The organism is Acidovorax sp. GBBC 1281 (genome assembly GCF_028473645.1).
Classification (GTDB): domain Bacteria; phylum Pseudomonadota; class Gammaproteobacteria; order Burkholderiales; family Burkholderiaceae_C; genus Paracidovorax.
In genome coordinates, this window is record NZ_CP097269.1 from 1,324,697 (window position 1) to 1,344,781 (window position 20,085).

A 20,085-nucleotide genomic window follows, 5' to 3' on the forward strand; every position below is an offset into this window, starting at 1 on the left:
CACTGCCGCCATGACCAAGGAATTCTCCCCTCAGCGCCTCGATGTCAAAGCCTTCGCGCAGGCGGGCGGTCACCTGTCCGGCCATGACTCCCTTTTGAAGTACGAACGCCTGGCCCAGGAGGCTAAAGGCCTGCACCCCGATCTCATGGTGGATTGGCAGGTCGACGGCGAAGTGCGCAGCACGCATGGCATCGGCGGACAGATCTGGCTGCGGCTCACGGTGAACGCAGCGCTTCCCATGACGTGCCAGCGCTGCCTCGGATCGGTGGATGTGCCGCTTCAGGTGCAGCGTGAGTTCCGCTTCGTGGCGGATGAGGCCACGGCGGAAGCGCTGGACGACGAGAGCGATGAAGACCTGCTGGCCTTGAGCCGCGAGTTCAATCTGCGGGAATTGATCGAAGACGAGTTGCTCATGGCATTGCCCCTGGTACCGCGGCACGACGAATGCCCGGCCCCCGTGCCGATGGAGTCCAGCGACGAGGATTTCGAAGAGGCCAGCGCGCAAAAGCCCAACCCTTTCGCGGCACTGGCCGCCTTGCGAAAAGACAAAGCGGAAGACTGAAAACCGTTTGGGCTATAATCGAGGGCTTCGCGCGAATCCCCTCGTGTCTTTATGGGCTGATCGCGTTTTTACCAACCCTTCAAGACTCAGGAGCCACCATGGCTGTTCAGCAAAACAAAAAATCCCCTTCCAAGCGCGGCATGCACCGTTCGCACAATGCTCTCAACGTGCCTGGCACGGCTGTCGAGCCCACCACCGGCGAAGCCCATCTGCGCCACCACATCAGCCCCAACGGTTTTTACCGTGGCCGCCAAGTGCTGAAGAACAAGTCTGAAGCCTGATTTAACTCGCGCGCCAAGGCCCGCTGCTACGAAATTGGTAGCGCGGGCCTTTGTTTTGTTCGCTGTATTTTCATTTCCGGTCGTTTTCTGCGGTCGGACAAGTCGCCCATGATCACACTGGCTGTTGACTGCATGGGGGGCGATCACGGCCCCCGCGTCACGCTAGCGGCGTGCCGCCAGTTCCTAGAAAACCATCCCGAAGCCCGTTTGCTCCTTGTCGGCCAGCCCGAAAGCCTCAAGGACTTCAAGCACGATCGGGCCGCTGTCACGCCTGCCAGCGAGGTCGTCACCATGGACGACCCAGTGGAGATTGCCTTGCGCCGTAAAAAGGATTCGTCCATGCGCGTTGCAATTCAGCAGGTCAAGGATGGGGCCGCACAAGCCGCCATTTCTGCGGGCAACACGGGCGCTTTGATGGCCATCGCTCGCTATCTCCTCAAAACCCTGGACGGAATCGACCGCCCCGCGATTGCGACACAGATACCCAATGCCAAGGGCGGTGCTACGACCGTGCTGGACTTGGGCGCCAACGTAGATTGCAGTGCCGAGCATCTGCTGCAATTTGCAGTGATGGGGTCGGCGCTGGTGTCTGCGCTTCAAGAGGGCTCGGAGCCCACCGTCGGCTTGCTCAACATTGGCGAGGAAGCGATCAAAGGCAGTGAAGTGATCAAAAAAGCAGGCGAACTGTTGCGTACGGTGGGTAATTCAGGTGATCTTCGCTTTTTTGGCAATGTGGAAGGCAACGACATTTTCAAGGGCACGGTCGATATCGTGGTTTGTGACGGTTTTGTGGGCAATGTGGCGCTCAAGGCCAGCGAAGGTGTGGCCTCCATGATCGTCGGTGGACTCAAGCAGGAGTTCAAGCGCAATATCTTTACCAAACTGGCGGCAGTTGTGGCCTATCCGGTGCTATCTGCACTTATGAAGCGAATGGATCACCGTCGCTACAACGGGGCGGCATTGCTCGGGCTGCGCGGATTGGTGTTCAAGAGTCATGGATCGGCGGACGCCATGGCCTTCGAGCAGGCTTTGAACCGGGCGTATGATGCAGCCCGCAACAACCTGCTCGACCGCGTCCGGACGCGGGTGGCGCATGCTGCGCCCTTGCTGGCGCCATCGGATGCCCAGCCTGTCAATACCGCCGTCGGGTCCCCATATTGATGAGACGCTACTCCCGCATCACAGGCACTGGCAGCAGCCTTCCTCCTCGTCGTCTGACCAATGCCGACCTCGTGGCCGAGTTGGCTCAGCGCGGTGTGGAAACATCGGACGAGTGGATCGTCGAGCGCACCGGCATCCGGGCCCGCCACTTCGCGGAGCGCGATGTCTGCAGCAGCGATCTGGGGCTGGAGGCTTCTCGCAATGCGCTGGAGGCGGCAGGGGTTCAGCCGCAGGACATCGATCTGATCATCGTCGCCACGTCCACGCCGGACATGGTTTTCCCTTCGACCGCCTGCATCTTGCAAAACAAGCTGGGGGCCAATGGATGTCCGGCTTTCGATGTGCAGGCCGTCTGCAGTGGTTTCGTGTATGCGCTGACCGTGGCAGATGCCATGATCCAGTCCGGCAGCGCCCGCCGCGCCCTCGTCGTGGGTGCGGAGGTGTTCAGCCGCATCCTCGATTTTGATGACCGCACCACCTGCGTGCTGTTTGGTGACGGCGCAGGCGCCGTGGTGCTGGAAGCGTCGGAAACTCCTGGCATCCTGTCGAGCGATCTGCATGCCGATGGCCGGCATGTGGGCATTCTGTGTGTGCCGGGCAACGTTTATGGCGGGCAGATTCTGGGTGACCCATTGCTCAAGATGGATGGCCAGGCCGTTTTCAAGCTGGCTGTGGGTGTGCTGGAAAAAGCAGCCCGTGCTGCCCTGGAGAAGGCCGGCCTGACCGATGCGGACGTGGACTGGCTGATCCCTCACCAGGCCAACATCCGCATCATGCAAAGTACGGCGAAGAAGCTGGGCCTGTCGATGGACAAGGTGGTCGTCACCGTAGACCAACATGGCAACACTTCGGCGGCGTCGATTCCCCTGGCACTCGATCATGCGGTTCGCACCGGCCAGGCCAAGCCCGGACAGACGTTGCTTCTGGAGGGCGTGGGAGGCGGTTTTACATGGGGTGCGGTGCTCCTGAAGCTGTAGCTTGAAACGCTGAAAAATTAAGCGGTGAAGGCGGTTTTGACCATTCGTTTATGACGACCAAAAAATCTTTTGCATTTGTTTTTCCCGGCCAGGGATCCCAGTCGGTCGGCATGCTGGATGCATGGGGCGACCACCCTGTGGTGGCGCTAACCCTGCAGGAGGCTTCCGACGCCCTGGGCGAAGACATCGCACGCTTGATTCATGAGGGCCCGAAAGAAGCGCTTTCGCTGACGACCAACACCCAGCCGGTCATGCTCGTCGCTGGCGTGGCCGCGTGGCGTGCGTGGATCTCGGAGGGCGGCAACGTCCCGGCTGCGGTGGCCGGCCACTCGCTCGGCGAATATTCGGCGTTGGTGGCTGCAGGGGTGCTGACGCTGGCGCAGGCCGCGCCACTCGTGCGTCTGCGTGCTGCCGCCATGCAGGAAGCGGTTCCCGTCGGCGTGGGCGCGATGGCTGCCATTCTGGGCATGGATGCGCATAAAGTGATCGAAGGTTGCGCTGCGGCGGCAGCATCCTTCGGTGCGGATGGCGGTGAAGTGGTGGAGGCCGTGAATTTCAATGACCCCATCCAGACCGTGATTGCGGGCACGAAAGCCGGCGTCGACAAGGCGTGCGAACTGTTGAAGGCATCTGGCGCCAAGCGTGCGTTGCCCTTGCCGGTATCCGCTCCTTTTCACTCCAGCCTGATGAGGCCGGCGGCCGAGAAATTGCGGGAGGCCCTGTCGGCGCTGTCCTTGGCGGCCCCGCAGATCCCAGTCGTCAACAACGTGGATGTCGCGGTCCGGCAGGAGGCAGATGCCATTCGCGATGCGCTGTACCGCCAGGCCTTCGGTCCGGTGCGCTGGGTGGAATGCGTGCAGGCGCTCAAATCCCACGGCGTGACGCATCTGGTGGAGTGCGGCCCAGGCAAGGTGCTGACGGGCTTGGCAAAACGCATCGACCCCGAACTGGTCGCTGCTTCTATTTATGACCCGGCCACGCTGGCCGAAATACGAGCATTGTTGGCATGAGCGATACCCCTTCGTTGAATGAAAAGCCCCAGGTAGCGCTGGTCACTGGCGCATCGCGCGGCATCGGCGCTGCCATCGCGGCCGTGTTGGCGTCCCGTGGTTATTTGGTGATCGGTACCGCGACGACGGATGAGGGCGCTCAGCGCATCTCTCAGGCCCTGTCGTCCGGCGGCGGTCAGGGTGTGAATCTGAACGTCACGGATGTGGCGGCTGTCGATGCGTTGATCGACACCATCGTGAAGCAGCACGGCGGTTTGCATGTGCTGGTGAACAATGCTGGCATCACCCGCGACACGTTGTCCATGCGCATGAAGGACGACGACTGGGATGCGGTCATCGACACCAATCTGAAGGCCGTGTTCCAGGTGAGCCGCGCCGTCATTCGACCCATGATGAAACAGCGCTTCGGCCGCATCATCAACATCACCAGCGTGGTGGGTTCGGCAGGCAATCCAGGCCAGGCCAACTATGTGGCAGCGAAGGCGGGCGTGGCAGGCATGGCGCGTGCCCTTGCCCGTGAACTGGCCAGCCGGGGCATCACGGTGAACTGCGTGGCTCCTGGTTTCATCGCGACCGACATGACGGCGCAACTCCCTACCGAGCAGCAGCAATCGCTGCAATCGCAGATTCCAATGGGCCACATGGGCCGCCCGGAAGACATTGCCCATGCGGTCGCCTATCTGGCGTCGGCAGAGGCAGGCTATGTCACGGGCCAGGAGTTGCATGTCAATGGCGGCATGTACATGTAATTGAGCAAAGTTAGCGCCGATTCATCGCGACGGCGGGCTGGTAGGGGACTGATCCCGAAGCAGCTAGAATCGCGGATTCATTCACAACCCTCAAAGGGAAACCATGAGCGATATCGAAGCACGTGTCAAAAAGATCATTGCCGAACAACTCGGCGTTGAAGAATCGCAAGTCACCAACGAAAAGGCTTTCGTGGCCGACCTCGGCGCTGACTCGCTGGACACGGTGGAGCTGGTGATGGCGCTGGAAGACGAGTTCGGCATCGAGATTCCTGACGAAGATGCAGAGAAGATCACCACGGTGCAAAACGCCATCGACTACGCCAATACCCATCAGAAGGCCTGAGCGCCTTCAGTTCAGACAGATCCGTAGAAAGTCTTAGCGCATGAGCCGTCGTCGCGTCGTCGTGACCGGCCTGGGTTGCATCACCCCCGTCGGAAACACGGTGGCAGATGCCTGGGCCAACATCCTGGCCGGTCAATCCGGCATTGACCTCATCACCAAGTTCGACGCTTCGAACTTTGCCTGCAAGATCGCGGGCGAGGTCAAGGGATTCGATCTTGGCGCCTACATGAGCGCCAAGGATGCACGCACGATGGATACCTTCATCCATTACGGCATCGCTGCAGCGGATGAGGCGGTGCGGGATGCCGGCCTTCCAACCGGCGAGGCGCTGGACGAAGAACTGGCGACGCGCATTGGCTGCATCATCGGATCCGGGATCGGTGGTTTGCCGCTGATTGAAAACACCCATGCAGAACTGGAAAGCCGGGGTCCCCGCCGGATCACGCCTTTTTTCGTTCCCGCATCCATCATCAACATGGTGGCGGGGCATGTATCGATGCGCTTTGGCTTCAAAGGCCCGAACCTTTCCGTGGTGACGGCGTGTACGACGGGCCTGCATTGCATCGGCGAGGCGGCGCGCAAGATCGAGTACGGCGACGCCGATGTGGTGGTCGCTGGCGGCACGGAAGCCACGGTTTCTCCCCTGGGTGTGGGTGGCTTTGCGGCCATGCGCGCCTTGTCCACTCGCAACGATGATCCAAAGACTGCCTCCCGCCCATGGGACAAAGGCCGCGATGGCTTCGTATTGGGCGAGGGTGCCGGGGTGCTGGTGCTGGAAGAGTACGAGCACGCAAAAGCCCGCGGTGCCAAGATCTACGCGGAACTGTCCGGCTATGGCATGAGCGCCGATGCAGGGCACATGACGGCGCCCAACATGGACGGCCCTCGCCGCGCCATGCAGGCCGCGCTGCGCAATGCCGGCGTCAACGCCGAGGATGTGGATTACCTCAATGCCCACGGCACTTCCACGCCATTGGGCGATTTGAACGAAACCCATGCAATCAAGGCCGCTTTGGGCGAGCATGCCAAAAAGACGGTGATCAGCTCGACGAAGTCGATGACCGGCCATTTGCTGGGCGGTGCGGGTGGGATCGAAAGCGTGTTCACCGTGATGGCGTTGCGTGACCAGAAGGCGCCCCCAACCATCAACCTCTTCGAGCAAGACCCGGAATGCGACCTGGACTACTGCGCCAATGTCGCCCGCGACATGAAGATGAACATCGCGGTGAAGAACAATTTTGGTTTTGGCGGCACCAACGGCACGCTGGTTTTCAAGCGCGTTTGACGGGGTGGTCAGACCGCTGCGCGGCGCCAGTCGGTCACCTGTGATGGCATGGGCGTGTTGATGACCCGCTCGGCCAAGTCCTTTCATGCCCCAGCCACCCGCCATGAGGTGGCGAGGAGCCGCCGGTTGGGCTGGTTCATTGCGGGTGTGCTGTTTGCAGGTCTTGGTGCCTTTGCGGTGTGGATCACGCATTCTGCTGGAAGTGACCTGTTTCGAAGCGCTGTGTTTTTCGTCCTTTGGATCACGTCTGCCGGACTGGCTTGGCGCTTTTGGTTCCGTCTACCTGAAGGTGTCCTGTATTGGGACGGCTTGCATTGGTCGTTGAATCAAAGTGCAGGAGTACCGGTTGCAGGTGAATTGGTGGTCCATGCGGATTTCCAGTCTTTTCTCTTGCTGCAATTGCATGGCGTTGATGGCCGAACCCGCTGGCTGTGCCTCGAGCGTGTGGGGCCACGGGAGGCCTGGGCAGCGCTACGCCGTGCGGTATATTCGCGCCCCAAGCCAGAGCCCCGTGCCGACGGCATGTTCTCTGTCCGGCGCGGCGACGCGTGAGCCCTTTTTCATGACTGCTTCCATGCCCCCGCCTTCCGCCGACAGTGACCTTCAGCTTGTGGAGCGCACGGTTGCGGGTGACCAGAAGGCGTATGAACTGCTGGTGATCAAGTACCAGCGGCGCATCGAGCGGCTCATTGGCCGCATGGTCCGCGACTCGGATCTCGTGCAGGACATTGCCCAGGAAACGTTCATCCGCGCGTATCGCGCACTGCACCAATTCCGGGGAGAGGCGCAGTTCTATACCTGGCTTTATCGGATTGCGGTCAACACCGCCAAGAAGGCGCTGGTCGACATGAAGCGCAATCCCGTCATCTCGGAAAATGCTTTGCGAGGAAGTGATGACGACGATGAAACTTCCCGACTGGGTCATGAACTAACCACCGACGAAACGCCCGAGACGGTGCTTGCCGCCCAGGAAATCGCGGTGGCGGTGAATGCGGCAATGGATGCGCTGCCTGAAGACTTGCGCCAGGCGGTGACATTGCGTGAGATCGAAGGGTTGACCTATGAGGAGATTGCGGCTGCCATGGATTGCCCCATCGGCACCGTACGTTCCCGTATCTTTCGAGCGCGGGAAGCCATATCGGCCCGTGTCCGCCCTTTGTTGGAGAAGCAGTCGGGCAAGCGCTGGTAGCGTGGTGTGAATGGCAGAGCAGTGAAGCAAAACGTGATGGCTGGGGAACGACCATGAATGACGATCTGAAAATGCGTGAACATTTGTCTGCCCTCGCGGATGGACAGTTGCGAGGCCAGGAGTTTGGTCAAGCCGTGGACTACGCCAGCAGCAATGCGGACGGCTCCGAAACGTGGCAGATGTATCACCTGATCGGCGACGTGCTTCGCTCCTCCGAGTTGGCGCGCCCGGTGAATTCCTCACTGGTGGATCGGCTTCGCAGCCAGATCGAAGCGGAGGGCATTCAGCGCCCTCCGTTGGTGGCCAGTGCCGTCGTTCAAGGAGCTGTCGCGGAGGTCGTGACGCCTGCCGTGGCCGCCAATGCCTCCGTGTTTCGCTGGAAAATGGCTGCGGGTTTTGCTTCGCTCGCCGCCGTTGGGGCGATTGGATGGACGGCCATGACAGGTATTCAGTCCGGCGCCGAAGGTGCGCAGATGGCTTCCGCTGTGCCCGTGACCGCCGCTCCTGCAGCCGTGGCTGTGGCAGACGCAACGGAAGGGAGCGCACCGCAGGTCATGATCCGCGATCCGCGGCTGGATGAGTTGCTGGCGGCACACAAACAGTTTGGCAATACGTCGGCGCTGCAAATGCCGGCAGGTTTCCTGCGCAATGCCACCTTCGAGGCTCCGGCGCGCTGAGATCGTGAAGACAGGCCAAGAAGGCCCCTTGTACGCCGCTCACCAGCCTCGAGTCAGAGGTGTTCGCGCCTTGGCGGGCTACCTGAGCAAGGTGGCTTCGATGCGCCACGCTCTGGCGTGGATGCTGGTCGTGGCCGCTTCGGGTCATGCGCTGGCCGGGCCGTCGCCCGCCGTTGCTGCATCCAATGCCGCGGTGCCTGGCGACACACGCTCCATTTCCGGATGGCTGGAGCGTATCCATCGTGCCTCCCGCGAGCACAGCTACAGCGGTACCTTCGTGGTGTTGTCCGCATCGGGTGCCATGGTCAGTTCCCGTATCTGGCATGCGGCCGACGGAAACGACCAGATCGAGCGCATCGAGGCATTGAACGGGTCTCCCCGCGTGGTCTATCGCCGAGAGGGGCTCGTCCGCACCTTCTTGCCCCAGGCACGCATGGTGCGCGAGGATCGCCGCGACATGCCCAGCTTGTTCCCGCGGTTGCCTGAAACGGCCGATCGCGGATTGGATGCGCACTACACGGTGCAGACATTGGGAAGTGAACGCGTTGCGGGCCACGAAAGCGAAGTGGCCTGGCTGCGACCCAAGGATGGGCTGCGATTCGGTTACCGCATGTGGGTGGCCGAAGCCTCGGGCTTGATCTTGAAGCTGCAGACCCTCGACCTGCGGGGACGTGTGCTGGAGCAGGCGGCGTTTTCTCAGCTGGAGCTGGATAACGCGGTGCCATTTGCGCGCCTCGTCGGCATGATGGATGACGTGCGCGATTTCCGTGTGGTCACGGTTGCCATGCGCAAGACCACGGCACAAGCCGAAGGTTGGCGCCTGCGTGCGCCGGTGGGTGGGTTCACCCCTGGGGATTGCTATAAGCAAGAGGATGCGTCTGCTGCGCAGACGGGCCTTCCCTTGCATTGCCTGCTCTCGGATGGACTGGCGACGGTCTCGCTCTTCCTGGAGCGTTACGACGCCTCCCGCCATGCTGCCGGCCCGAGCGCGGGCAGCATGGGGGCGACCCAGACCCTGGCGCAACGCGTTTCAGGCAACATGTGGCTCACGGCGGTGGGCGAGGTGCCGCAGGAAACCTTGCGGCTGGTGGCCGAGCAACTGGAATACGCCCGTTGAGCGGCGCCTCCGCTGCCCAAGCCGCCCCACCGGGGCGGATGCATGAACTGCTGACGGTGGTGTTGCGGGAACCAAATGTGAAGCTTGCAATACGAAGTTCTTTTGCTGCTCCCGATGTCTCCTCTGAATTTTGAAAGAACGATGATGCTGATGACGACGAACTGGAAAAATCTGCAATCGTGCGCGGTGGCCGTCGCGATGGCATTGACCGCTGCCTCCGCGGCTGTGCCCGTCAGTGTGTTGGCGCAAACGCCGCCGCCCACGGTCCGGGGTTTGCCGGATTTCACGGACCTGGTGGATCAGGTCGGGCCGTCGGTGGTCAACATCCGCACGCTGGAAAAAGCCGCGGAGCGTGCCGGCCCGAATGCCATGGACGAGGAGATGCTCGAGTTCTTCCGGCGTTTCGGTGTGCCCGTGCCGCCCAATGCGCAGCGCCAGCAGCGCCCCCGGGCACAGCCCGAGGAAGAGCAGCCACGCGGCGTGGGCTCTGGCTTCATCCTCACGCAAGACGGCTATGTAATGACCAACGCGCACGTGGTGGAGGGCGCGGACGAGGTCATCGTCACCCTGACCGACAAGCGCGAGTTCAAAGCCAAGATCGTGGGCGCCGACAAGCGCACGGATGTGGCCGTGGTCAAGATCGAAGCCACCGGATTGCCGGCCGTCAAGGTGGGCGATCTCAACCGGCTGCGGGTCGGTGAGTGGGTCATGGCGATCGGCTCGCCCTTCGGGCTTGAAAACTCTGTGACCGCGGGCATCGTCAGTGCCAAGCAGCGCGACACGGGCGATTACCTGCCCTTCATCCAGACGGACGTCGCGATCAACCCAGGTAACTCCGGCGGGCCGCTGATCAACATGCGTGGCGAGGTCGTCGGCATCAACAGCCAGATCTACTCTCGCTCGGGCGGCTTCATGGGGATCTCCTTCGCCATTCCGATGGATGAGGCCATTCGGGTCAGCGACCAGTTGCGCGCCACGGGTCGCGTGACGCGCGGGCGCATCGGCGTGCAGATCGGCCAGGTCACCAAGGATGTGGCCGAGTCGATCGGTCTGGGCAAGCCCCAGGGGGCGCTCGTGAGTGGGGTGGAGGCCGGGTCTCCTGCCGACAAGGCGGGCGTGGAGGCGGGTGACATCATCACGAAGTTCGACGGCAAGACCATCGAAAAAACCGCCGATCTGCCGCGCTTGGTGGGCAATACCAAGCCGGGCAACAAGAGCACGGTGACGGTGTTCCGCCGCGGTGCCAGCAAGGATCTCTCCATCACCGTGGCCGAGATCGAGCCGGACGACAAGCCGGTGGCGAGCAAAGGCGGCGAGCGTGAAAGCGCAAAACCCAAGCCGTCTCCAGCCGCCCAGCAACTGGGCCTGGCGGTTGCCGAGCTGACCGACGCCCAGAAAAAGGAGCTGAAGCTCAAGGGTGGGCTGCGTGTCAACGCGGCCACAGATTCGGCCGCGCGTGCCGGCCTGCGCGAAGGCGACGTGATTCTTTCCATCGCCAATATCGAAGTGGCCAACCTGAAGGACTTCGAGGCGGCCCTGGCCAAGGCGGACAAGAGCAAGCCCATCAACGTGCTGTTCCGCCGTGGCGAATGGGCCCAATACGCGTTGATCCGTCCGGCACGTTGACCGGTGGCCTCACAAAGCCCCATCCCAAAGTGGGGTTTGGGGCCTTTGCGCAGAAATCCGGTTCGGTCTCTCCACGTTTTGCGCGGCATTTCCATTGATCGTTTTCGATAGAATGGCGCCTGATTTTCACCACTTAACTGCATATCGGCTCAATTCTGCGCCACCATGTGGGATGGTGTTGAACCATGCACAGGTGATCCACAGTGTGCCCACAAGTTATTCCGAAAGTCGAAAGCGTTTTGTGAATAAGCTGTGTATAAAATACGCGTTGCAAGGCGGCAACGCCCTCTGAACCTTGTCGGGCGGACTTTCCCTCTCGGCCTTTTTGCCTACAATGAAGTTCCAACCATCGCAGTTGCCAAATGATTGTTGGTTCAGGGCGCGTCACCATTTGACGCGCCCTTTTTTCTTGTGCGCTCCGTTTTAATTCAATCACTTGTCGCTTTCCCTTGATGAACCACATCAGAAATTTTTCCATCATTGCGCACATCGACCACGGCAAATCGACCTTGGCGGATCGCTTGATTCAGCGCTGTGGCGGGCTTGCCGAGCGTGATATGGAAGCCCAGGTGCTCGACTCGATGGACATCGAAAAAGAGCGTGGGATAACCATCAAGGCGCAGACTGCGGCGCTGCAATACAAGGCCAAAGACGGCCAGATCTACAACCTCAATCTGATCGACACGCCGGGCCACGTGGACTTCTCGTATGAAGTCTCGCGCTCGCTCTCGGCCTGCGAAGGTGCGCTGCTGGTCGTCGATGCGTCGCAGGGCGTGGAAGCCCAGACCGTGGCCAACTGCTACACCGCGCTGGACCTCGGTGTGGAGGTGGTGCCCGTGCTGAACAAGATGGACCTGCCGAACGCCGATCCCGACAACGCGAAGGCCGAAGTCGAGGACGTGATCGGCATCGATGCGACCGATGCGATTCCCTGCTCTGCCAAGACGGGCATGGGCATCGACGAGATTCTCGAAGCCATTGTGGCCAAGGTGCCGGCGCCGCGCGGCCAGGCCGATGGCCCGCTGCGCGCGATGATCATCGACAGTTGGTTCGATCCGTACGTCGGCGTCGTGATGCTGGTGCGCGTGGTCGATGGCCGTCTGCTGAAGGGCGAGCGCTTCAAGATGATGGCCAGCGGCGCGGTGTACAACGCTGACAACCTGGGCGTGTTCACTCCCGCGAACGAATCGCGCAACTCGCTCGACGCTGGCCAGGTGGGCTACATCATTGCCGGCATCAAGGAACTGCAGGCCGCCAAGGTGGGCGACACCATCACGCTGGAAAAGAAGCTGCCCAACAATGCCGGTCCGGCGACCGAAGCGCTGCCGGGGTTCAAGGAAATCCAGCCCCAGGTGTTTGCCGGCCTGTACCCGACCGAGGCGAGCGAGTACGACTCGCTGCGCGACGCGCTGGAGAAGCTCAAGCTCAACGACGCCTCGCTGCACTACGAGCCCGAAGTCAGCCAGGCGCTGGGCTTCGGCTTTCGCTGCGGCTTCCTGGGCCTGCTGCACATGGAAATCGTGCAGGAACGCCTGGAGCGCGAGTTCGACCAGGACCTGATCACGACCGCGCCCAGCGTGGTCTACCAGGTGGTGAAGGCCGACGGCGAAGTGGTGATGGTCGAGAACCCCTCCAAGATGCCCGACCAGGGCCGCCTGGAGGAGGTGCGCGAGCCCATCGTGACGGTGCACCTCTACATGCCGCAAGACTACGTCGGCCCGGTGATGACGCTGGCCAACCAGAAGCGCGGCGTGCAGATGAACATGGCCTACCACGGCCGCCAGGTCATGCTGACCTACGAGATGCCGCTGGGCGAGATCGTGCTGGACTTCTTCGACAAGCTCAAGTCGGTGTCGCGCGGCTATGCATCGATGGACTACGAGTTCAAGGAGTACCGCGCCTCCGACGTGGTGAAGGTGGACATCCTGCTCAACGGCGAGAAGGTCGATGCGCTGTCCATCATCGTGCACCGCTCGCAGTCGCAGTACCGCGGCCGTGCCGTGGTGGCCAAGATGCGCGAGATCATCAGCCGCCAGATGTACGACGTGGCCATCCAGGCTGCGATCGGCGCGAATATCATCGCGCGCGAAACCATCAAGGCGCTGCGCAAGAACGTGCTGGCAAAATGCTACGGCGGCGACATCAGCCGCAAGCGCAAGCTTCTCGAGAAACAAAAAGCAGGCAAGAAACGCATGAAGCAGATCGGTTCGGTGGAAGTACCCCAGGAAGCGTTCCTGGCCATTTTGCAGGTGGAAGACTGAGATGCAGGCCATGCAATACGTGACCTCCGTGATCCTCGCCGCCTTCGTGGCCTATGTCGGGGCCTGGTACATGGGGGCGATCGAAGGCAACTTCGCCCTGCTGCTGTTCCTGGCCACCGTGGTGACGGGCGCCTATTGGCTGGCCGAGCGGCTGGTCTTCCTGCCACGCCGCCGAAAGGCGGCCCAGGCGATCGAAGATGCGGCGGCGCAGCGGCGCGCCGAACTGGACCGCATGGGCATCCAGAAGGTGGATGGCGACGTGCAGGAGGCCAAGGACCGCATCCTGATGCAGCCCTGGTGGCTGGACTGGACCGCCGGCCTGTTCCCGGTGATCGCCGTGGTGTTCCTACTGCGCTCGTTCCTGTTCGAGCCGTTCAAGATTCCCTCGGGCTCGATGATTCCCACGCTGCTGGTGGGCGACCTGATCCTGGTGAACAAGTTCACCTACGGTATCCGCCTGCCCGTCATCAACACCAAGCTCACGCAGGGCAACGCGCCCCAGCGCGGCGATGTGATGGTGTTCCGCTACCCGCCCCAGCCCAGCATGGACTACATCAAGCGCGTGGTGGGCGTGCCGGGCGACGAAGTGGCCTACCTGAACAAGCGCCTCACGGTGAACGGACAGGTGGTGGAAACCTCCGCCGTGCCGGACTTCTTCGACGAAGACACGATGCGCTACTTCAAGCAGTTCGAAGAGCAGCTGGGCGACCACCGCCACCGCATGATCAACAACCCCGACGTGCCGGCCTTCGTCCAGGGCGCCAGCGATTTCGCGAACCGCCAGAACTGCCGCTACAGCGTCGAGGGTGTGTTGTGCAAGGTGCCCGAGGGCCAGTATTTCATGATGGGCGACAACCGGGACAACTCCCTCGATTCGCGCTACTGGGGCTTCGTGCCGGACGCCAACATCGTGGGCAAGGCCTTCTTCGTCTGGATGAACTTCGGCAACCTCAAGCGCATCGGCCCGTTCCGCTGAGCATCGGCTTCGCACGTTTCACCACCGCCAATACCAAAGAGGGGTAGATCACCATGGCATTGCACCGTACCGCCAGCCGCGCGCGCCAGCGCGGCCTGTCGTTCATCGGACTGATTTTCATCGGCCTGCTGGCCGTGGCCGCCTTTGCCATCGGCGGGCAGTCGGTGCCGATCTTTCTGGAGTACCAGGCCATCAGCAAGGCCGCCAACAAGGCCGCGCGGGAAGGCGGTTCGGTGCCGGACGTGCGAGCCATCTTCGACCGTGCCGCGTCGATCGACAACATCAGTTCGGTCCAGGGCAAGGACCTCGAGGTGACCAAGCGCAACGAGAAGATCGTCGTGTCCTTCAGCTACTCGCGCGAGATCGCCCTGGCCGGCCCGGCCTATCTCGTGTATCGATTCCAAGAACAGACCAAGTAGTCGGTGCAACCCAGCCTTTCCGCACTGCAGGACCGCCTGCAGCATGCTTTCTCCGATCCTTCGCTGCTGCAGCGCGCCATCACGCACCGCAGCTTTTCCGCCGACCACAACGAGCGCCTGGAATTTCTGGGCGATTCCGTCCTCAGCCTGGCGGTGTCCAGCCTGCTGTACCAGCGCCTGCGCGATCTGCCCGAAGGCGATCTGTCCCGGGTGCGGGCCAACCTGGTCCGGCAGGAAACCCTCCATGAACTGGCATTGCGCCTGAAGCTGCCCGACGTGCTGCGCCTGGGCGAGGGCGAGGCCAAATCGGGCGGCAAGCTGCGGCCATCCATCCTGGCCGACGCGCTGGAGGCGCTCATCGGCGCGGCGTACCTCGATGCCGGGTACCTGCAGGCCGAGGCCCTGGTGCACCGGCTCTTCCAGGGCGTGGAGATCAACCCGCAGATGGAGGCGGCCGCCAAGGACCCCAAAACCGCGTTGCAGGAGTGGCTGCAGGGTCGCAAAATGAAGTTACCGCAGTACCGGGTGGTGGGTACGGTGGGGGCTGCACACCGCCAGACCTTCGATGTGGAGTGCGAAATCTCCGAACTGGGCCTGACCGAGCGCGGCATCGGCGGCTCACGCCGGGCAGGCGAGCAGGCGGCGGCGGCGGCCATGCTGGTCCTATTGAAAGCGAAGAATCCATGAATGAAGATGCTACAAAAAATGTAGCTGGTGGCGCAGATGAACCTAGCGCTGGCGGCCAAAATGACCTGGAAGCGATGCTGGCAGCCGCCAAGCCGGCCAGCGCCCCGGCAGATGCCACCGGCCAGCGTTGCGGTCTGATCGCCATCGTGGGCAAGCCCAATGTGGGCAAGTCCACGCTGCTCAATGCGCTGGTGGGGCAGAAGATCAGCATCACCTCGCGCAAGGCGCAGACCACGCGCCACCGGATCACCGGCATCCGCACGATGGAGCAGACGCAGTTCGTGTTCGTCGACACGCCGGGCTTCCAGACCAAGCACAGCACAGCGCTCAACAAGTCGCTCAACAAGACGGTGATGGGCGCCATCGGCGATGTGGACCTGATTCTTTTCGTGGTCGAGGCCGGCAGCTTCACGCTGGCCGATGCCAAGGTGCTGTCGCTGTTCAAGCCCGGCATCCCCACGCTGCTGATCGCCAACAAACTCGATACGGTGCACCGCCGCGCGGAAATCGCGCCGTGGCTCAAGGGCATGCAGGAGCGCCATCCGTTCGCCGAGTTCGTGCCCATGTCGGCCAAGAACAAGGGCGATATCGAGCGCCTGTTCGGCATCTGCGCCAAGTACCTGCCCGAGCAGGCCTGGTGGTATGCCGAGGACGAGCTGACCGACCGCAGCGAGAAGTTCCTGGCCTCGGAGACGGTGCGCGAGAAGCTGTTCCGCTTCACGGGGGACGAGTTGCCCTACACCTCGACCGTCGTCATCGACAAGTTCGAGGAAGAAAAGGGCAAGACCAAGAGCCGCATGATCCGCATCGCCGCCACCATCGTGGTGGAGCGCGACGGCCACAAGGCCATGGTGATCGGCGAGAAGGGCGAGCGCCTCAAGCGCATCGGCACCGAGGCGCGGCAGGAGCTGGAAAAGCTCATGGACGCCAAGGTGTTCATCGAGATCTGGGTCAAGGTGCGTTCGGGCTGGGCCGACGACGAAGCGCGCGTGCGCTCGTTCGGCTACGAGTGAATCGACCCTGCGCTGCTTCGGCGGCCGCGGCGCCGTGGGCCACCCCGGGGCTCGGCGCACCCGTGTGCCGGGTGCCCGACCCAAAGAAAACCCTCATCCAGCGCTTGTCCATCAAGCACTGGTCGCTATTGAAAGAATAGCAAACCATGGCTGTGCGCCGTATTGCCGACGAACCCGCCTATGTGCTGCACCGCTACGACTGGAGCGAGTCCAGCCTGATCCTGGACGTGTTCACGCGGCACCATGGCCGGGTCGCGCTGGTCGCCAAGGGCGCCAAGAAGCCCACCTCCAACTTTCGCCCCGTGCTGCTGCCGCTGCAACCACTGCGGGTCAACTACACCCTGTCGGGCGACGGACAGGGCGAGATCCATGCGCTCAAGGGCGCGGAGTGGGTGGGCGGGCACGTCATGCCCACGGGCGATGCGCTGCTGTCGGGCCTGTACCTCAACGAACTGCTGATGCGCCTGATGGCCCGCGAGGATGCCCATGCGCCCCTGTTCGACGCTTATGCCGGCGTGGTGCGGGTGCTCGGCAGCGAGCACGGCGATGCGCTCGAACCCGTGCTGCGCAGCTTCGAACTGCTGCTGCTGCGCGAGATCGGACTGCTGCCCAGCCTGGGGGCCGAAACGGTCACGCTGTCGCCCTTGCAGCCACCCACCCGGTACACGCTGGTGCCCGAGGCCGGGCTGCGCGCCGCGACGGCCACCGACCGGGCCACGCTGGCCGGCGCGCAGTGGCTGGCGCTGCAGCGCGCGCTGGAGGCGGGCGAGGGCGCGAGCTACACCGCCACGCTGCGCGTGATCGCCCAGGCCGGCACGCCGATGGCGGCCGAACTCAAACCCCAGTTGCGCACGCTGCTGCAATACCATTGCGGCAGCCCGGTGCTGCGCACGCGCCAGCTCATGATGGACCTGCAATCGCTATGACCCTTTCCTCCGCCGCTTCCGCCCGCACCGCCCTGTCGGTCAACGTCAACAAGGTGGCCCTGGTGCGCAACACGCGCCACCTGGGCATTCCCAGCGTCACGCGCGCTTCGCTGCTGTGCCTGCAGGCGGGCGCCCAGGGCATCACGGTGCATCCGCGGCCGGACGAGCGCCACATCCGCGCGGGCGACGTGCACGACCTGGCCGCGCTGATGAAGGACTGGCCCGACCGCGAATTCAACATCGAGGGCAACCCGTCGCAGAACCTCATGGATTTCATCCGCGAGGTGCGGCCGCAGCAGGCCACCTTCGTGCCCGACAGCGAAGACCAGTTCACCAGCGACCACGGCTGGAGCTTTCCGCAGGATGCCGATCGGCTGGCGCCGCTGATCTCCGAATGCCGCCGACTGGGCGTGCGCGTGAGCCTGTTCATGGACCCGCTGCCCGCCCAGATGGCCGCCGCCCGCGCCGTGGGCGCCGACCGCGTGGAGCTGTACACCGAGCCCTATGCCGCCGCCTGGGGCACCGGGCGCCAGGCCGCCGAACTGGAGCGCTACCGCGTGGCGGCCCAGGCCGCCCTGGATGCCGGCCTGGGCGTGAACGCCGGGCACGACCTGAACCGCGACAACCTGGCCGCCTTCGTGCAGGGCGTGCCGGGACTGCTGGAGGTGTCCATCGGGCACGCGCTCATCGCCGATGCGCTGGAATTGGGCTATGCCGCCACGGTGCAGGCCTACCAGCGCTGCATCGACGAAGGCATGGCGGCAAATTGCTCCTGATTTGATAGCAATATGCCGGCGATTTTCATGCCTTGGAGGCAGATTGGACCCTGAAACATGATCTACGGCATCGGCACCGACATCTGCGACATCCGCCGCATTCGCGCCAGCCTGGAGCGCCACGGCGATCGCTTCGCCGAGAAGGTGCTGGCCGAGGGCGAGCTGTCCACCTGGCGCGAGCGCGGCGCGCGCTGGCCCGAACGCGGCGTGCGCTACCTTGCCACCCGGTTCTCGGCCAAGGAGGCTTTCAGCAAGGCCATCGGCATGGGGATGCGCATGCCTATGACCTGGCGGCACTGCGAGGTGGCCAAGCTGCCCAGCGGGCAGCCGGTGATCGTGCTGCACGGCGCGCTCAAGGAATGGTTCGAGGCCCAGGGCCTGCAGTGCCACCTGAGCGTGACCGACGAATCCGACTACGCGGCGAGCTTTTGCGTGGTTGAAAAGAACTAAGGCCCCACCGCAATGCGGTATTGCCTGGATTGCTATTAAAAAGTGAGTGAACCCCTGGCCATGACTTTCGAACACGCCCCCCTCATCCTCGACGTTGCCGGCACCGAACTCACCGCGGCGGACCGCCGCCGCCTGGCGCACCCGCTCACCGGCGGCGTGATCCTGTTCACGCGCAACTGGCAGGACCGCGCGCAGCTGCTGGCGCTCACCAGCGCCATCAAGGCCGTGCGGGACGATCTGCTGATCTGCGTGGACCACGAAGGCGGCCGCGTGCAGCGCTTTCGCAGCGATGGCTTCACCCAGCTGCCACCCATGCGGGCGTTCGGCGAGCTGTGGATGCAGGGCGACGGCCGGGGCGCCAAGGCCGTGCCCGGCAGCGGCGCGCTGCGCGCCACCAATGCGGCGACCGCCGCCGGCTACGTGCTGGGCAGCGAGCTGCGGTCATGCGGCGTGGACTTCAGCTTCACGCCGGTGCTGGACCTGGACTGGTCCGATGAGGCGCCCCGAGGCAGCGCGGGACGCGTGCAGCGGCCTGGTGTTTCCCGCAGCAGCGTGATCGGCGACCGGGCCTTCCACCGCGATCCACGCGTGGTGGCCCTGTTGGCCAAGAGCCTCATGCACGGCCTGCTGCAGGCGGGCATGGCCAATTGCGGCAAGCATTTTCCGGGGCATGGCTTCGTTCGCGCCGATTCGCACACGGACATTCCCGTGGACCCGCGCAGCCTGAAAGCCCTGCTGGCTGACGACGCGGCGCCGTACCCCTGGCTGTCGAGCACGCTCACCAGCGTGATGCCTGCCCACGTGATCTACCCCAAGGTGGACAGCCGGCCGGCGGGTTTTTCGCGGCGCTGGCTGCAGGACATCCTGCGCCAGCAACTGCGTTTCGACGGGGCGGTCTTCAGCGACGACCTGAGCATGGAAGGCGCGCGCCGCATCGACGGCCAGACGGTGAGCTACACCGATGCGGCCGTGGCGGCGCTCGATGCGGGCTGCGACCTGGTGCTGCTGTGCAACCAGAGCCTCGTGGGCGAGGGCGACCGCCAAGGCGAAGCGCTGGACGAACTGCTGGCGGGATTGCAGCAGGCCCGTGACGATGGCCGCTGGCATGCCAGCCCCGACAGCGAATCCCGCCGCGTGGCGCTGCTGCCGGAAACGCTGCCCCAGCCGTGGGACGAACTGATGCTGCAGCCCGCCTACCTGCAGGCGCTCGAACTGTTGCCGTGAGCGGGGCGGGTTTTTCGGCGCATTGGTAACCAATCGTTGTGCGGCCCACCGCTGCGTTCGGTGGCTGGCTGGGTGCCTTCAACGGGGAAAAGTCGCCTCCCGCAATGCCATTAACTGCGAAAAACGCTGTTTCCAGCCTTCGCAGTGACTGGGACCAGGGCGAGGGCCGACAGCGCGTGACGAACATTGGCCTACAACTGGCGGTCAACGCGAGGCATAACGTGCCGTTCTGAAGAGACCATCTGCCGACGAGGTGCCGACGCACGCCGGACCGGGTTTTCGCACCGGCCCACGGTGGATGGTTCAGGAGAAAAACCATGGCGCCCCTTGCAGACCCCCGTGCTTCCCCAACCCACGCCGCCTCGCCGCTCCAACC

The 20,085-nt window shown here is 63.3% G+C and carries 22 protein-coding genes; all 22 read left to right on the plus strand.

From position 1 onward, the window contains the following. Window positions 1-10 precede the first annotated feature (10 nt). The 22 genes from M5C96_RS05975 to nagZ all read left to right on the plus strand — a co-directional run bounded on the left by M5C96_RS05975 (window position 11) and on the right by nagZ (window position 19,709). Complete coding sequence (locus M5C96_RS05975; protein WP_272567859.1) at window positions 11-562, plus strand: YceD family protein; 552 nt, start codon at window positions 11-13, stop codon at window positions 560-562. A gap of 98 nt (window positions 563-660) precedes the next feature. Beyond that, window positions 661-843 carry a 50S ribosomal protein L32 gene (gene rpmF / locus M5C96_RS05980; protein ID WP_092744121.1) on the plus strand — a complete coding sequence of 61 codons (183 nt, stop codon included), beginning with the start codon at window positions 661-663 and terminating at the stop codon, window positions 841-843. Window positions 844-951: 108 nt separating this feature from the next. Beyond that, a complete protein-coding gene (gene plsX / locus M5C96_RS05985; RefSeq protein WP_272567862.1) occupies window positions 952-2,004 on the plus strand; it encodes a phosphate acyltransferase PlsX in 1,053 nt (350 codons plus the stop codon). Further along, window positions 2,004-2,981 (plus strand): beta-ketoacyl-ACP synthase III, encoded by a 978-nt coding sequence (locus M5C96_RS05990; protein WP_272567863.1) that lies wholly within the window; start codon window positions 2,004-2,006, stop codon window positions 2,979-2,981. The genes plsX and M5C96_RS05990 overlap by 1 nt, the downstream gene beginning before the upstream one ends. A 50-nt stretch (window positions 2,982-3,031) precedes the next feature. Beyond that, a complete protein-coding gene (fabD, locus tag M5C96_RS05995) occupies window positions 3,032-3,991 on the plus strand; it encodes an ACP S-malonyltransferase (RefSeq protein WP_272567864.1) in 960 nt (319 codons plus the stop codon). Next, complete coding sequence (fabG, locus tag M5C96_RS06000) at window positions 3,988-4,740, plus strand: 3-oxoacyl-ACP reductase FabG (RefSeq protein WP_272567866.1); 753 nt, start codon at window positions 3,988-3,990, stop codon at window positions 4,738-4,740. Before fabD ends, fabG begins: the two co-directional genes overlap by 4 nt. A 103-nt stretch (window positions 4,741-4,843) precedes the next feature. Next, on the plus strand, window positions 4,844-5,083 hold the full coding sequence (gene acpP, locus M5C96_RS06005) for an acyl carrier protein (RefSeq protein WP_003058049.1): 240 nt from the start codon (window positions 4,844-4,846) through the stop codon (window positions 5,081-5,083). Window positions 5,084-5,123: 40 nt separating this feature from the next. Continuing rightward, window positions 5,124-6,368, plus strand: coding sequence for a beta-ketoacyl-ACP synthase II (gene fabF, locus M5C96_RS06010; RefSeq protein WP_272567867.1), 1,245 nt, complete (start codon window positions 5,124-5,126; stop codon window positions 6,366-6,368). Between the two features lie 54 nt (window positions 6,369-6,422). Beyond that, entirely contained in the window at window positions 6,423-6,920 is a 498-nt protein-coding gene (locus M5C96_RS06015; RefSeq protein ID WP_272567869.1) for a hypothetical protein, read from the plus strand. A 10-nt stretch (window positions 6,921-6,930) separates the two neighbouring features. Then, on the plus strand, window positions 6,931-7,557 hold the full coding sequence (gene rpoE, locus M5C96_RS06020; protein WP_272567871.1) for an RNA polymerase sigma factor RpoE: 627 nt from the start codon (window positions 6,931-6,933) through the stop codon (window positions 7,555-7,557). Between the two features lie 53 nt (window positions 7,558-7,610). Further along, a complete protein-coding gene (locus M5C96_RS06025) occupies window positions 7,611-8,234 on the plus strand; it encodes a sigma-E factor negative regulatory protein (protein WP_272567872.1) in 624 nt (207 codons plus the stop codon). Between the two features lie 70 nt (window positions 8,235-8,304). After that, window positions 8,305-9,351 carry a MucB/RseB C-terminal domain-containing protein gene (locus M5C96_RS06030; protein WP_272567873.1) on the plus strand — a complete coding sequence of 349 codons (1,047 nt, stop codon included), beginning with the start codon at window positions 8,305-8,307 and terminating at the stop codon, window positions 9,349-9,351. A 144-nt stretch (window positions 9,352-9,495) separates the two neighbouring features. After that, window positions 9,496-10,977 carry a DegQ family serine endoprotease gene (locus M5C96_RS06035; RefSeq protein WP_442867363.1) on the plus strand — a complete coding sequence of 494 codons (1,482 nt, stop codon included), beginning with the start codon at window positions 9,496-9,498 and terminating at the stop codon, window positions 10,975-10,977. A 452-nt stretch (window positions 10,978-11,429) separates the two neighbouring features. Further along, window positions 11,430-13,238 (plus strand): translation elongation factor 4, encoded by a 1,809-nt coding sequence (lepA, locus tag M5C96_RS06040; RefSeq protein WP_272567874.1) that lies wholly within the window; start codon window positions 11,430-11,432, stop codon window positions 13,236-13,238. Window position 13,239: 1 nt separating this feature from the next. Then, on the plus strand, window positions 13,240-14,214 hold the full coding sequence (gene lepB / locus M5C96_RS06045; RefSeq protein WP_272567875.1) for a signal peptidase I: 975 nt from the start codon (window positions 13,240-13,242) through the stop codon (window positions 14,212-14,214). Between the two features lie 53 nt (window positions 14,215-14,267). Next, complete coding sequence (locus tag M5C96_RS06050; protein WP_272567877.1) at window positions 14,268-14,633, plus strand: DUF4845 domain-containing protein; 366 nt, start codon at window positions 14,268-14,270, stop codon at window positions 14,631-14,633. Between the two features lie 3 nt (window positions 14,634-14,636). Next, the gene (gene rnc, locus M5C96_RS06055) at window positions 14,637-15,320 is read left to right on the plus strand and encodes a ribonuclease III (protein WP_272567880.1); all 684 of its coding nucleotides are present in this window, start codon (window positions 14,637-14,639) and stop codon (window positions 15,318-15,320) included. Continuing rightward, window positions 15,317-16,333, plus strand: coding sequence for a GTPase Era (gene era, locus M5C96_RS06060; protein ID WP_272567881.1), 1,017 nt, complete (start codon window positions 15,317-15,319; stop codon window positions 16,331-16,333). Before rnc ends, era begins: the two co-directional genes overlap by 4 nt. 146 nt (window positions 16,334-16,479) lie before the next feature. Continuing rightward, window positions 16,480-17,259: a DNA repair protein RecO gene (recO, locus tag M5C96_RS06065; RefSeq protein WP_272567883.1), complete on the plus strand. Its 780-nt coding sequence runs from the start codon at window positions 16,480-16,482 to the stop codon at window positions 17,257-17,259. After that, the gene (locus M5C96_RS06070) at window positions 17,256-18,035 is read left to right on the plus strand and encodes a pyridoxine 5'-phosphate synthase (protein ID WP_272567885.1); all 780 of its coding nucleotides are present in this window, start codon (window positions 17,256-17,258) and stop codon (window positions 18,033-18,035) included. The genes recO and M5C96_RS06070 overlap by 4 nt, the downstream gene beginning before the upstream one ends. A gap of 57 nt (window positions 18,036-18,092) precedes the next feature. Further along, a complete protein-coding gene (gene acpS, locus M5C96_RS06075; RefSeq protein ID WP_272567886.1) occupies window positions 18,093-18,485 on the plus strand; it encodes a holo-ACP synthase in 393 nt (130 codons plus the stop codon). Between the two features lie 60 nt (window positions 18,486-18,545). Further along, window positions 18,546-19,709 carry a beta-N-acetylhexosaminidase gene (nagZ, locus tag M5C96_RS06080; RefSeq protein WP_272567887.1) on the plus strand — a complete coding sequence of 388 codons (1,164 nt, stop codon included), beginning with the start codon at window positions 18,546-18,548 and terminating at the stop codon, window positions 19,707-19,709. Window positions 19,710-20,085: the final 376 nt, after the last annotated feature.

Coding starts and splice junctions, on each gene's coding strand:
- M5C96_RS05975 (WP_272567859.1), top strand. CDS start 11: ATGACCAAGGAATTCTCCCCTCAGCGCCTCGATGTCAAAGCCTTCGCG.
- rpmF (WP_092744121.1), top strand. CDS start 661: ATGGCTGTTCAGCAAAACAAAAAATCCCCTTCCAAGCGCGGCATGCAC.
- plsX (WP_272567862.1), top strand. CDS start 952: ATGATCACACTGGCTGTTGACTGCATGGGGGGCGATCACGGCCCCCGC.
- M5C96_RS05990 (WP_272567863.1), top strand. CDS start 2,004: ATGAGACGCTACTCCCGCATCACAGGCACTGGCAGCAGCCTTCCTCCT.
- fabD (WP_272567864.1), top strand. CDS start 3,032: ATGACGACCAAAAAATCTTTTGCATTTGTTTTTCCCGGCCAGGGATCC.
- fabG (WP_272567866.1), top strand. CDS start 3,988: ATGAGCGATACCCCTTCGTTGAATGAAAAGCCCCAGGTAGCGCTGGTC.
- acpP (WP_003058049.1), top strand. CDS start 4,844: ATGAGCGATATCGAAGCACGTGTCAAAAAGATCATTGCCGAACAACTC.
- fabF (WP_272567867.1), top strand. CDS start 5,124: ATGAGCCGTCGTCGCGTCGTCGTGACCGGCCTGGGTTGCATCACCCCC.
- rpoE (WP_272567871.1), top strand. CDS start 6,931: ATGACTGCTTCCATGCCCCCGCCTTCCGCCGACAGTGACCTTCAGCTT.
- M5C96_RS06025 (WP_272567872.1), top strand. CDS start 7,611: ATGAATGACGATCTGAAAATGCGTGAACATTTGTCTGCCCTCGCGGAT.
- M5C96_RS06035 (WP_442867363.1), top strand. CDS start 9,496: ATGCTGATGACGACGAACTGGAAAAATCTGCAATCGTGCGCGGTGGCC.
- lepA (WP_272567874.1), top strand. CDS start 11,430: ATGAACCACATCAGAAATTTTTCCATCATTGCGCACATCGACCACGGC.
- lepB (WP_272567875.1), top strand. CDS start 13,240: ATGCAGGCCATGCAATACGTGACCTCCGTGATCCTCGCCGCCTTCGTG.
- M5C96_RS06050 (WP_272567877.1), top strand. CDS start 14,268: ATGGCATTGCACCGTACCGCCAGCCGCGCGCGCCAGCGCGGCCTGTCG.
- era (WP_272567881.1), top strand. CDS start 15,317: ATGAATGAAGATGCTACAAAAAATGTAGCTGGTGGCGCAGATGAACCT.
- recO (WP_272567883.1), top strand. CDS start 16,480: ATGGCTGTGCGCCGTATTGCCGACGAACCCGCCTATGTGCTGCACCGC.
- M5C96_RS06070 (WP_272567885.1), top strand. CDS start 17,256: ATGACCCTTTCCTCCGCCGCTTCCGCCCGCACCGCCCTGTCGGTCAAC.
- acpS (WP_272567886.1), top strand. CDS start 18,093: ATGATCTACGGCATCGGCACCGACATCTGCGACATCCGCCGCATTCGC.
- nagZ (WP_272567887.1), top strand. CDS start 18,546: ATGACTTTCGAACACGCCCCCCTCATCCTCGACGTTGCCGGCACCGAA.